Below are 12,488 nucleotides of genomic sequence, written 5' to 3' on the forward strand. Positions count from 1 at the left end.
TGATGAAGGCTTGAACTTGGTGTTTTAGATGTTGTCATCTTCCATTTTTAGTGAAGGAAAGTAAATTTGTAAAAGATAAAATACTTACTTACACAAATTGGATGCACCACTCGTAATATATCTAATCTAATCCTTAAGTTTGTATTGAATTTATTAACATATAATCTTTGCTATATTTGAGAAAGATAAAATGACTTGGAAAATGTTAGATAAAGCTCCGACGGAAAGTAATGCGAGAGATGTTTTTGTATTAAATAGAACGAGTGATTATATAAGTTTATTAGGGATTAACCCTAAATTTTTGAGCGATAAAAATATTCACATTACTAGACAAGCAATATTGGTAATAAAGTCAATGACAGATTTCGATAGGAAAAATGTCATAGATGATATTTATAAAATAATAAATAATCCTAATAAGTCTAGTTTGATAAAACATAGGGTTAATCCTTTTTGGCGCATTGCAAGAAATATGAATCCATTTACAAGTTATCATTTTTTAATTCTATATCGAATTTCTGATATTGGTTCTATAGTCATAGAAGAGATTATGATTGACAATGAACTACATGGTTCAAAACTAAAATCAAAGCAACAAAGAACGATGTTATATGATGTAAGAAAAAAAAGTGATGCTCGATATACTAAAGATAAATGCAGTAACTCTGAAATCGAAGATGCTTTAAATAGCTGGGATAGTTATGGAGCTGAGATCATCAACAAAGTAAATTGTGAACATGTGACTATTAATGGAATGAACAACGACTACAATACTGCATCTAAGCTGATGGGTGTTCATACAGATGTCGCATACAGAAAAGATAATATTGTTAGGTACAATCTATTTCATAACCCTACTGATGGTGGAGTGTTCGATTTAGCTGAATGTATATTTGACCAAACTCGAATATTCAAAAGCAGGAATGCTCAACAGCTTGCATCTTTAATGATAAAGTCGCAAGGTGAACGTAGAAAAGTAAAATGGACGGTTCATAGCCAAGGAGCCATTATATTTCGTTCAGCACTTGAAGAAGTAAGAAAGCAGAGACCAAATTTAAGATTAGAGGGGCATGAGTTAGCAGTACATAGCCCTGGTGGAAATTATGGAATTTTGGCTGTTAAAGCCAAAAATATTGGTATGAAGGTTCAGGAGTTAAGATCTAATCCAGCAGATTTTGTACCTAACGTTATAGGTTTAAATGGAATGACTAGCTTGACAAAAATGAACTTAAGTTTGAGTCCAGTATTTATTTGGGCATGTTTTTTATCTAAAACAATTGGTGGAAGTCCTCATTCACTTCCTTACCTTGGACTTGACACCTATGAAAAACAGTTACGAGAGAATGGTGCAAAGCAAAAGGCGAGGGTGGTAGGAAAATATGCGAAAATAGGAAAGCACTGATGTACATTTCTTCATTTTTTAATCTTAAGTTTCGGGCAGGAGCTAAGCTTGCTCAAACGCAACAAAGACTCTATCGGTTTGGTAGTTTAATTTGTGACTTGACTGTTCCTGAAGGGTTTAACGAAAGTAGTCTAAGTGGTAATTTGCCAGAAGTGGATTTTGAATACTATCTTAATAATTCAAAAACTAAATATCATAACGATATTATTGAAATATCACGTTTAGATTGGTTTTACCATACGTTAATTCCATATCCTATGAATTATAGTTACTATGGTAAATTGACCGTTAAAATTCAATTGATCCCTTTTCTTTTTAAACATAAAAAAGAAATAGACATGGATTGTATAAAAAGAGATATTGAACAAAGATATGAAACATTCTATAACGCAGAGGAATATGATCCTGAAACAGGAAGAGGGTATAATAAATTTAAAATTAAGCTAATTAATGAACATTTCAACGAAAATTACATTATTGGTGATTTGAGACTTAAGGAAAGCCTTATAAATAAACGAATTCAAGAAGTTTTAATAAAAAATCCTGAATTTGTTTTTAGGGGTAATTATATAATGTATGAAGAGGTTCGTTCAGAATCAAATCTAAAGAATCAGTATTTCTATATCCTCAATGAATATGGATATATTAATTTGGAAGTCCACCATGATGGATGGAATGATAAATATATGGGTGTCTGCTTCGAAAATTCGAAACAGGCAGAAGAGATTATAGTGTCTTCATTACATGTTTCTAAATATATTGAAGAAGGCTCTTCTGAGCACTTGCTGAAGTAGGCTAGGTTTCATCAGAGCATGATTTTTTATCTACCTATTAGCAGTTAGTGTTGAACCACTAACCCCAATTCAACAAGGTCCAATTCGGTCTTTCAGCGTGCACTTTTAAGCGAGGGCATGGATTCACAAGGTAGACGTAATTTGCGTATTCACACAGTGGCAAGTCGTTGATTGAATCAGTACAGAAGTGGATTTCCGAATAGGACTTTGCCTGTGTCGCCAACCACTGTTTTAATCGGGTAACTTTGCCTTCTCGGTAACTTGGGATTCCATCGATTTCTGCGGTATAGCGGTTATCCGCTACCACCAAGTCAATTCCAAGAGAAGTCGGAATACCCAGATGTCGTCCAACAGCTGTCACTAAAAAAGTGACACTTGCAGAGATGATGACCATATCAATACCATCACCAGACAGTTGCTCAATGAGCGTTTTGGCTTGAGGGTACTGTTTAGCCAGAATATGCTTTTCAACGCACTCTTCAACCAAGGCGTTGACTTCTTTAATAGGCATGTTTTCTATTGGCTTCATGGAAAACGCTAGGTAATCTTCCATCTCCATTTTCCCTTCTGCGTACAAGCCCATTAGGCGAAGATCTTCCTCAATAAAGTTAGGCTCAGTTGCGATGCCTTTCTCCACCAAAAACTCATTCCAAATCATTGCACAATCTGCGTTGATTAAGGTCTCATCCATATCAAATACATACAAAGGTTTGGACATAGTTTGGTTCTCACTGGTTGGGTTGAGGACGATGTAACTTGTCGCTCAGTATAGAGCGAGGCTTATGAGTGCGTGAGGTATGCTAACGACAAACTGTGACGGTTTCGTTGCACTTTCTCCGGACTATCACAAAACTTAGTTTCAATGATTAGGGATGAAGCATTTCTGAGTTGGCGTTAGAGAGCTACAATAGAACTTTCGAATCTAATCTTATTCTTGTGTACTGAATACAGTCACGCTTTTGAGCGATAATAGAGTCACTCGCAAAGCGAACGTTAAGAAAAATACAAAAAGAACCCCCGATATGAACCAGTATGTAAATGATCCATCCAATTATCAGTTACTAATTAAAAACTTGCTGTTTTCCCCAGTTGCTTTCAACCCAGAGCAAGAAATCGTCTACGCTAACCACCGCCGTCATAGCTACAAAACGTTTCATGACCGTGTAAGACAGTTTGCCAACGCGCTTACCAAAATGGGCGTGAAAAAAGGCGACACGGTTGCTGTGATGGATTACGACTCCCACCGTTACCTTGAATGTTACTTTGCTATCCCAATGATTGGTGCCAAGCTGCACATGATTAACGTTCGTTTGTCTCCAGAACAGATCCTTTACACCATTGATCATGCTGAAGATGACATCATTCTTATTCATGAAGAGTTTCTACCAATTTTAGACCAGATCAAAGGGCGCATTGATACGGTCACTCGCTACGTTGTGTTACGTGATGATGAAGAGTGTGAGTATGAACGCCTTCTTGAACAGGAAAGCACGGAATACAATTTCCCAGATTTCGATGAAAACACGGTGGCGACAACTTTCTACACCACGGGTACTACAGGGTTTCCAAAAGGCGTTTTCTTCACGCATCGTCAACTTGTTCTTCATACTATGGGTATATTAAGCACAATCGGTACCAATGCTTCGCAAGGTCGATTGCATCAAGGTGACATCTACATGCCGATTACGCCGATGTTTCATGTCCATGCTTGGGGGCTTCCATATATGGCAACCATGCTTGGTGTTAAGCAAGTCTACCCGGGTAAGTATGTTCCAGATGTTTTGCTTAACCTGATTGAGCAAGAGAAGGTGACGTTCTCACACTGTGTGCCGACTATTTTGCATCTACTTCTGAGCTCTCCAAAGTCGAAGGCGATGGACTTTTCTGGGTGGAAAGTCGTCATTGGTGGTGCTGCGCTACCAAAAGCATTATGTAAATCAGCTCTAGAACGTGATATCGACGTATTTGCTGGTTACGGCATGAGTGAGACTGGACCTATTCTTTCTATCGTCCAATTGACGCCTGAGCAATTAGAGTTAGATGTCGACCAACAAGCGGAATATCGCTCGAAGACAGGTAAGAAAGTTGCGCTTGTAGAAGCGTATATTGTGGATGAGGATATGAACAAACTGCCTCATGATGGCGAAACCGCTGGTGAAATTGTTGTTCGTGCACCTTGGTTAACGCCTAACTACTACAAAGACAACAAAAACTCTAAAGCACTATGGCGTGGCGGTTACCTGCACACAGGTGATGTGGCGCATATTGATGACGAAGGCTTTATCAAGATCACTGACCGCGTAAAAGATATGATTAAGATATCTGGTGAGTGGGTAAGCTCTTTAGAGCTTGAAGACATTCTCCACCAGCATCAGAGTGTTTCCGAAGTTGCGGTGATTGGTATGCCGCACAACAAGTGGGGTGAAGTGCCGTTAGCTTTGGTGACATTGAAAGAAGACGCTCAAGTCACAGAAAAGGAACTGTTAGGTTTTGCGAAAGACTTCATCAATAAAGGGATTCTTGCTAGAGAAGCATTATTACTTAAAGTGAAGATAGTGGACGAGATTGCTAAGACCAGCGTTGGTAAAGTGGATAAGAAAGAACTGCGTAAACTTCATCTGTAAGTAGTGAAACTTTTTGAATCCAAACCATAATATTCGGCCCCGACACAAGTTATCTATCGGGGCCGATTTTCATTTAGTTAAGGCTGCGTACTCAGTAACGTACTAAATCAAACCTTGCTCTTTCGCCATGTGGTTCGCGATGCTTGGTGCTTTCCAAATGCTTGGCAGCAGAATAAAAGACACGGGTACTGCCGTAATGACGATGAAAGACTGCAGTGCAGAGATACCACCTGAGCCCATAGAAATAAGTGCGATTGCCACCACCCCCATCATCAAGCCCCAAAATGAACGAATAACGGCATTTGGCTCGGTAGAACCCGTCATCACGACACTAATGGTGTAAGTCATTGAATCACCAGTCGTTACGATAAAAGTCGTAGTCAGGATCAAAAACAATACTGAAATCACCATTGGGAATGGCAATTCAGAGGTAATGGCAAGTAGAACGGCGGGAAGGTTAAAGCCTTCGAATGCTGATGAAATCAAACCTGGGTTTTCTAGCTCGAAGGCCAAGCCGCTGCCGCCAACAATGCTGAACCAGAAGCAGGTGATCAAAGGCGCAGCGATGCTGATAGAGAGGATCAACTGACGAATGGTTCTGCCTCGTGAAATACGAGCAATGAAAATCGCCATCATTGGTCCGTAACCAATAAACCAACCCCAGAAGAAAACCGTCCACCAACTTAACCATTCTGTGTCACCGCGATAAAGCGCCATTGGGAAGAAGTTATCAACCATGCGACCAATGCCTTGTACGTAACCATCCACAATAAAGCTAGTTGGTCCGAAGAACAGAATGTAACCAATCAATGCTACAGACAACACAATGTTGTAACGGCTAACAAGTTGAATGCCCTTGCTCACGCCGCTTAGCGCTGACAAAGTGTACATGAGAATCGCAGCGACAATCACCAGGCTTTGAGTAATGAAGGTATCTGGCAAACCAAACAGAGAGTTCAATGCGTAGCTGATTTGTAGACCTAAGAAGCCGATTGGACCAATAGTACCAGCGGCTACAGCAATGATGCTGCACGCGTCTGCGACATCACCAATTCGACCGTGAATCGCTTTGTCGCCAAACACAGGGTACAGCAAAGTGCGTGGTTTAAGCGGTAAACCTTTGTCGTAGTGAAGGTGCATTAACACCACAGAAGAAAGACAACCTAAGATAGCCCAAGCAAGGAAGCCCCAATGCATGAAAGACTGAGAAAGCGCATTGATTGCAGAGGCTTTTGGTGAGGCTTCACCATATAAAGGTGGTGCAGAAACAAAGTGAGCAATAGGCTCAGCTGCAGCCCAGAATACACCGCCACCAGCAAGTAGGGTGCAAAGTACGATTGATAGCCATTTAAAGGTATCGATATCTGGTCTCGCTAAACCACCTAAGCGTACGTAACCCGTACGACCTAGCGCAATAGCCAAACCAATAAGGAAATTCAGAAGGAGTAATACTTGCCAGAAGGCACCGAAGTATTGAGTTGCAAAGCCAAAGCCTGCATTAACCATTGCGGTCAGAGAGTTTGTATTCGTTAGAGCTAGCAAAACAAACACAGTGAGGAAGCTACCACTTAACCAGAAAACAGGGTTAGTGAGTTCAAGACGCTTGAGAAGGGAAGGAGGATGAATCGCAGAATAGTCTGCCTCCTGAATAGGAGCATGAGAGGCGGCGTTCGTCATATTTGACATAATTACTTCGCTTTTTAGGGCTCGGAAGCCGTGCATTTCCCTCACACGAATAGCTCGAAAAGTGTGAGGATGATCAAAAAGCCGCTGATACTAGCACGTTGAGCACACCAATATAACCGTAGAGCCAGATTAATTATGGAAATCTGAAGCAAATTACTGATTTTGGGGTAGAGATTTTTTGCGTGAAGTGCGCCGCATTTCATACGTAAATGACATTTCCCTTATTCTTGCAAGGACATCTCAGGATTACATTGAACCAACCTGTTCTAATAAAAATTAAAGGTCTTATCCTATGGCTCATGTTGAATTCAATGGAATGTGGCAGTTAACTTCACCACAGCACCCAGATATAGATATTCCAATGACTTTGCCTGGAGACAACGTTTCTGCGTTGTTACAAGCAGAGCTCATCCCTAATCCTTATTTTGCGGATAACGAAGCGAAAGTTCGTTGGATTGAAACGTGTGATTGGCATATTTCACGTCAGTTTGATGTGGATGACGCAGTGCTCTTTGCCAAACAAGTTTGGATGACACTTACTCGCGTTGATACTTTAGCGACGTTTTACATTAATGGTGAGCAAGTACTAACTTGCAGCAACATGTTTGCCCAACAATGTCTTGATATTAAACCTTACTTAAAACAAGGCACTAACACGATTCGAGTTGAGTTTGCTCGCGTAGACTTAGAAGGCGCAGAGCGAGCAAAGAAACTGCCGTTTCCTATTCCTTCTGCAATGGGCAACAACCAAATTCCACACATGAATTTGCTCCGCAAAACCCAATGTCATTCGGGATGGGATTGGGGTATTTGTTTAATGGTCTCGGGTATCTATGACCCGATTCAAATCGATGTTGTCGAGGACGTGTGGTTAAAAAGCTTCTCCACAAACCAGCAATGGCAGACAGATGGAAGTGTATTGGTTGACGTTCTTATAGAGGTAGAGGCTGGCAATCAATGTCATGAAATCATTGTTAATTTTAATGGTGAACGACAAGTGCTCCAAACCGAAGGAAGTGGTCACTATCACTGTGAGTTCCTTGTAAGCGAACCTAAGCTTTGGTGGCCGGCAGGTTATGGTGAAGCGCATCTCTATTCCATTTCAGTCACTTCTGGTGAACAAACTCTAGTCCGTAAGATTGGTTTACGAGAGTTGAGCTTAAATAATCAAGCTGATGAACATGGATCGGCGATGGAATTCATCATTAATGGCACTCCGATTAATGCTAAGGGGGCGAACTGGATTCCGATCGATGCCATGCCGGAGCGTGAGTGCGAAACCCGCTACCGAACGCTTTTACAAAGTGCCGTTGATGCCAACATGAACATGATTCGTGTCTGGGGTGGTGGGCAGTATGAGAGTGAAACCTTCTATGACTTGTGTGATGAACTGGGGCTGTTAGTTTGGCAAGACATGATGTTTGCTTGTTCGCTTTACCCTTCTAGCGATGACTTCTTAAAAGAAGTTGAACAAGAACTGCGTTTCCAAATTCCACGCTTAAAAGAACACCCATCTATTGCGTTATGGTGTGGCGACAATGAAGTTATTGGAGCTATTGGCTGGTATGACGAATCCAAGCATAACAAAGTGAAATATACGGTGAACTATGACCGTCTCAACCGCATGATAGAGCAGGTGATCGGACAGTTAGACGAATCTCGTCGTTTTTGGTCTAGCTCTCCTTGTAATGGTGAACTGGACTTCGGAGATGCTTGGCATGATGACAGTAAAGGTGACATGCATTTTTGGGATGTGTGGCATTCAGGAAAATCATTTAATGCCTACCTAAACATTAATCCTCGCTTTTGCTCAGAATTTGGTTTCCAATCTTGGCCTTCGTTTGCGGAAGCAAAACAGTTTGTACCGGAACAAGACTGGAACGTTACGTCACCTACCTTTGAGCAGCACCAAAAGAACCCACGTGGTAACAGCATCATTACTGAGATGTTCACCCGATATTTCCGTTTTCCTAGCGGTTTTGAGCAAATGTTGTACCTTAGCCAAGTGCAGCAAGCGATGGCTATCAAAACTGCGTGTGACCATTGGCGAGCCATCGCACCGATATGTCGTGGCATGTTGTATTGGCAACTTAATGACAACTGGCCTGTGAGTTCATGGTCTAGCATCGAATACAGTGGTCGTTGGAAGCAGTTGCATTACCATGCGAAACGCTTCTTTGCACCTCAGTATTTCGTGTTCTCGGAGCACACAGGCAACTTGAGTCTGCATCTGCTCAACGATGCCAAAATACCAGTTAGTGCGGATATTCAACTTCATTGGGTTAATTGGCAAGGCGAAATTGAGAAAACTTGGCAGATAGAGAAAACGGTGATGAATGATAGCAATACTGTCATTTGGTCTTTAGATGAGCAGGTTGACCTAGTTGGTTTGGGCGACCTGAAGTCTGGGTTCTTGTATGTGGAAGCGCAGGTGGGTGATGAACGAATCAACAATACCTGGTTTAGCACTCATGAACTGAAGACGCTACCTATGGTTAAAGCAAATATTGAAGTAACGATTGAAGCAAACCAAGTGACCCTACGGGCAAATAAAGCGGCGTTTTTTGTTCATTTGGAGTGTGATACGGCTGGGCGCTTTGAAGATTCAAGCATCACTTTATTGGCAAACCAGCCCGTTACGTTAACATTCTTGGGTGACGATTGGGCGGCAATGGCAGAGTCTCTGCGTGTTTACCACTTGATGCAATAACGGAAAGCACTTTTGAAAGGGGGCTTCCGTGCTCCCTTTTGATTTCTCAGCCTGAGAACGGCTTGATTTAGAACAGGTTTCGTTTTGCCCAAGTGATCGCCTGCATTCGATTCTTCACTTCAAGTTTGCGAAAGATACTGTAGAGGTGCGACTTCACAGTGTGCTCACTTACAAACAACGAGTCGGCGATATCGAGGTTAGAACCTCCTTGGCAAAGCGCTGTAAGTACTTGCATTTCACGTCGAGTTAGCTCAATTTCGAGTTTCGTGTCGAGCTCAGCAACCGAGTGATTTAAGTTTACAAGATAGCTCACTAAACGATTGAGTATGTCGCGTGAGAGCCAGTTTTCACCATTCACAACACCTTTTAATCCTCGAATCACCTTGTCAAAATCTTCATCGAAGTAAAACAGACCTTTTAAGTTCGACCAAGAGAGCAGACTCTCGATGCCCAAATTAGGTTCGGCATTAACCAAAACGGTCGCATCAACGTGCTCGAGCTCGTTGAGCACGACTTTAACCCCAGAGAGATCTGGCAGTGAACTGTCGACAATAGCAACATAGTGTTCATCGCGATAAACAGGAAGATCAGTACTTGATCCTTTCGCCAAGAGGACTGGTTGACCAAGCTGTTGTTCGATTGTCGTCTGTAAGCCTCTTCCTTGAATGTTGTTGCAAGTGAATAATAAGATGGTGTTGGTGGTTGGATTGTTATTCATCATTAGTGGGCCTCCTGTCGAGACTGCATAAATTCATTTCCTACTTGATGGAAGCGATACAAAACAAGATCTAAGAATCCATCGAAGCAGTGTTTAACCATTGGGTTTTCAAATATTTGAGTGGCGGGTGCTTTGAAGTACGTGACTCGCCGATGGTGATAGAAATCCCGTATAAAAATGTCGAATAAAAGTTGCTTTACCACGGGTTCATGAACCGGAAAGTGGACAACCGCATTCCCCATGACTTGGATGATATCGGTGACTAAAAACTTCAGGATAGAGCGCCCCAAATGCCATAAGCTTAGAATCCTAAATTCAGACCTCAGCTCTTGATAAATAAGGTGTCCGACTAACATGCCTTTACAGTAATACAGGCGTACCTTACTTGAAGATTCATCAAATTGATTGAGCGTATCTGCCATACCGCCTGGGGTGATTAACTGCTTGTGGACTGCATCAATTTGTTGATACTCCGACGCGCTTATTTGATTGAGTGAGCAACTCTTTACATCGGTGACTTGATACTCATAAACAATGTCTTTAAAGCTTAAATAAATGTTTTTACTTTGCGAGGCTTTAACGCGCTTATACTCGCTTGAGGTATATTGATATTGCTCACCAATATAATGAGAGAAGGCGAGCCTTTTTAATAAACTCGGTGTGACTTTTCCGCTTTCCCATTGACTTAATGTAGGTTGATTTAAGCTTTCAAAAGCACTGTAACTCCGTGCTAACTCGTCTGCCAACTGACCTTGAGTTAAACCTCTCTCCTTTCGAATTGTTGCAACAGCATGCGAAAATTCTAACTTGCTAACCATATATCTACGTCCTGAACTCATTATATTTTTGATTGCTTGAAACGACTCGGTATGAGTCGCAAATCTATGTTCTTGATCTTTTAGTGAGATACATCATTTGGTCTGCGTGCTGGATTAAGGAATCGCTGCTATTGCCCTCATAAGGGAAACGTGCAATACCAACACTCAAACCGATGTGAACGTTTTGAAAATGGATAAAAATAGGTGCGCTACACGCTTGGTGCAGCGAAGACTGAAATTGTTCTAAGTCCTTTGTACTTTCTAGCTCAGGGAGGCAAACAATAAACTCATCACCACCTATCCTTGTTGCGAACTGACCACCACTGAGTAGGTTTAAAATACGCTGGGCGGTGATTTGTAGTACTTTGTCTCCGGCGTCATGACCGAATTCGTCATTCACCGATTTAAAGCCATCTAAGTCGATATATAACAGAGTAAACGGTTGAGCTCGTTGTATCTGTTGTTCGATCAACTGATTGCCTTTGAATCGGGAATAACACCCTGTTAGCTCGTCAATCTCGAGCAGTCTTTCTAGTTTTTCAACTTGTTCATATTGCGTTTGCCAGGCGCTAAACCAATAGCACTCGATGGAGCGCAAGCCTTGGTAAATAAAGAGATTGAACAAGTAAAGAAACGTGCTCCGAATGGAGAACTCACTTAAACCCTGTAGTTTAAACAGGTAATTACCTGCGGTTATCAAATCAATGTTAAAGCAGATTGCCATTGATAAGACATATGTGAGTGCCGACCAAAATACGCCAAACTCAATCAGGGTTAAAAGGAGATTCACGGTGACTAACGAAGAGAAGAGAAAGTGCCCGCCTAAGAAGTAATACAGGTAAAAAGTGAGGGTGTAGCCGAGGATCAGAGCGATGACAACAGACTGATGCTTTTGCTCGAGTGCAAATGATTTGCCCACCCAAAGGTAGGCAAAACAGACCATCGCGGAAAATATATAAGGAAGGTATACAACATAATCAACCCCTCTGATTGCACAAGCGACTAAGGTGATAAGAATCCCAAGACTTGTGGAGCGCATATAGTAGCGCGTAAAAATTTTGGTGAACTGCGTTCTGTCCATAGTTATGTCTCAAAGGAACAGCAAATAATGGGCAGTCAGAGAGAGGATTCTGTATGGGTTGAGTGTGGATGGAGGACGAGAGAAACATAGAACCAGCCCCGCATAAATAAGGAAATGCGAGGCGCATATGCTTTTTCGGGCGTTTTTCTCGTCTGCAAGCGACACTGCATTTCATATAGTTGCTCGATACCTACTGCCGTTTTTATAAACTATTCTATGAGGCGGGGTTGCATAAAACTATACGGTTTTCGGGAAAATGCTCCGATCTCAATATGTCCGCGTAAAAAGTGCGTTAACCGGTAAATTATTGAGGAAAAACTAGTACTTAAGTACTATGCGGGGTGATTAAAATGAGTCTTAAGTTTGAGATGTCTACTTGAGTTTTTGGTGGATACGGTAACCTATTGCATAACCAAGATAGAATAAGGCTGCAAGGGTAATAAACGCAGAAATGTAGGCAAACAGGTGATTCAGCCCTAAGCCGAATGACAGGGTAAAAGCAATGCCATTCACGGCTTCCATTGGGATCTTGTACCAAGAGGCGTGTACGGTCGAACCAAAAAGAATAAGGGTTCCGATTAAAAAGAGGGTACCAATTGAAAGGCCAACCCATCTGCTGCTGTTCATGTTCATCTCAAGAGTTACAGAGTTCGTA

Annotated in this window: 10 protein-coding genes; 4 read left to right on the plus strand and 6 right to left on the minus strand. The window is 41.7% G+C overall.

What is annotated here, in order from left to right:
* Positions 1 to 190: 190 nt before the first annotated feature.
* Complete coding sequence (locus NL647_RS01220; RefSeq protein ID WP_009697213.1) at positions 191 to 1,402, plus strand: hypothetical protein; 1,212 nt, start codon at positions 191 to 193, stop codon at positions 1,400 to 1,402.
* Positions 1,402 to 2,196, plus strand: a complete 795-nt coding sequence (locus NL647_RS01225) for a hypothetical protein (RefSeq protein WP_253649496.1) — start codon at positions 1,402 to 1,404, stop codon at positions 2,194 to 2,196. The genes NL647_RS01220 and NL647_RS01225 overlap by 1 nt, the downstream gene beginning before the upstream one ends.
* 58 nt (positions 2,197 to 2,254) lie before the next feature.
* Here the strand turns inward: NL647_RS01225 and NL647_RS01230 are convergent, their stop codons facing one another.
* Positions 2,255 to 2,914 (minus strand): HAD family phosphatase, encoded by a 660-nt coding sequence (locus NL647_RS01230; protein ID WP_253649497.1) that lies wholly within the window; start codon positions 2,912 to 2,914, stop codon positions 2,255 to 2,257.
* 304 nt (positions 2,915 to 3,218) lie between these two features.
* On the opposite strand from NL647_RS01230, the gene NL647_RS01235 reads away from it, so the two are divergent.
* Complete coding sequence (locus NL647_RS01235; RefSeq protein ID WP_017819392.1) at positions 3,219 to 4,820, plus strand: long-chain fatty acid--CoA ligase; 1,602 nt, start codon at positions 3,219 to 3,221, stop codon at positions 4,818 to 4,820.
* A gap of 102 nt (positions 4,821 to 4,922) precedes the next feature.
* Here NL647_RS01235 and NL647_RS01240 read toward each other — a convergent pair whose 3' ends face one another.
* Positions 4,923 to 6,506 carry a BCCT family transporter gene (locus NL647_RS01240; RefSeq protein ID WP_009697209.1) on the minus strand — a complete coding sequence of 528 codons (1,584 nt, stop codon included), beginning with the start codon at positions 6,504 to 6,506 and terminating at the stop codon, positions 4,923 to 4,925.
* Between the two features lie 292 nt (positions 6,507 to 6,798).
* Here NL647_RS01240 and NL647_RS01245 point away from each other — a divergent pair, with 292 nt between their 5' ends.
* Positions 6,799 to 9,216 (plus strand): glycoside hydrolase family 2 protein, encoded by a 2,418-nt coding sequence (locus NL647_RS01245; protein ID WP_253649498.1) that lies wholly within the window; start codon positions 6,799 to 6,801, stop codon positions 9,214 to 9,216.
* Between the two features lie 67 nt (positions 9,217 to 9,283).
* Here NL647_RS01245 and NL647_RS01250 read toward each other — a convergent pair whose 3' ends face one another.
* From NL647_RS01250 to NL647_RS01265, 4 genes are all read right to left on the minus strand, one after another.
* On the minus strand, positions 9,284 to 9,937 hold the full coding sequence (locus NL647_RS01250) for a LuxR C-terminal-related transcriptional regulator (RefSeq protein ID WP_253649499.1): 654 nt from the start codon (positions 9,935 to 9,937) through the stop codon (positions 9,284 to 9,286).
* Positions 9,937 to 10,752, minus strand: a complete 816-nt coding sequence (locus tag NL647_RS01255; protein ID WP_005451271.1) for a helix-turn-helix domain-containing protein — start codon at positions 10,750 to 10,752, stop codon at positions 9,937 to 9,939. The genes NL647_RS01250 and NL647_RS01255 overlap by 1 nt, the downstream gene beginning before the upstream one ends.
* 64 nt (positions 10,753 to 10,816) lie before the next feature.
* Complete coding sequence (locus NL647_RS01260) at positions 10,817 to 11,833, minus strand: GGDEF domain-containing protein (protein WP_009697206.1); 1,017 nt, start codon at positions 11,831 to 11,833, stop codon at positions 10,817 to 10,819.
* A 372-nt stretch (positions 11,834 to 12,205) separates the two neighbouring features.
* Positions 12,206 to 12,460, minus strand: coding sequence for a hypothetical protein (locus tag NL647_RS01265; RefSeq protein WP_026000163.1), 255 nt, complete (start codon positions 12,458 to 12,460; stop codon positions 12,206 to 12,208).
* Positions 12,461 to 12,488 lie beyond the last annotated feature (28 nt).

The sequence above is a fragment of the Vibrio sp. Y29_XK_CS5 genome (assembly GCF_024181835.1).
GTDB classification, from domain to species: Bacteria; Pseudomonadota; Gammaproteobacteria; order Enterobacterales; family Vibrionaceae; genus Vibrio; species Vibrio harveyi.

Bases quoted from the DNA above. Each gene is read 5' to 3' on its own strand.
- NL647_RS01220 (WP_009697213.1), top strand. From the start codon at position 191: ATGACTTGGAAAATGTTAGATAAAGCTCCGACGGAAAGTAATGCGAGA.
- NL647_RS01230 (WP_253649497.1), bottom strand. From the start codon at position 2,914: ATGTCCAAACCTTTGTATGTATTTGATATGGATGAGACCTTAATCAAC.
- NL647_RS01260 (WP_009697206.1), bottom strand. From the start codon at position 11,833: ATGGACAGAACGCAGTTCACCAAAATTTTTACGCGCTACTATATGCGC.
- NL647_RS01235 (WP_017819392.1), top strand. From the start codon at position 3,219: ATGAACCAGTATGTAAATGATCCATCCAATTATCAGTTACTAATTAAA.
- NL647_RS01250 (WP_253649499.1), bottom strand. From the start codon at position 9,937: ATGATGAATAACAATCCAACCACCAACACCATCTTATTATTCACTTGC.
- NL647_RS01240 (WP_009697209.1), bottom strand. From the start codon at position 6,506: ATGTCAAATATGACGAACGCCGCCTCTCATGCTCCTATTCAGGAGGCA.
- NL647_RS01265 (WP_026000163.1), bottom strand. From the start codon at position 12,460: ATGAACAGCAGCAGATGGGTTGGCCTTTCAATTGGTACCCTCTTTTTA.
- NL647_RS01255 (WP_005451271.1), bottom strand. From the start codon at position 10,752: ATGGTTAGCAAGTTAGAATTTTCGCATGCTGTTGCAACAATTCGAAAG.
- NL647_RS01225 (WP_253649496.1), top strand. From the start codon at position 1,402: ATGTACATTTCTTCATTTTTTAATCTTAAGTTTCGGGCAGGAGCTAAG.
- NL647_RS01245 (WP_253649498.1), top strand. From the start codon at position 6,799: ATGGCTCATGTTGAATTCAATGGAATGTGGCAGTTAACTTCACCACAG.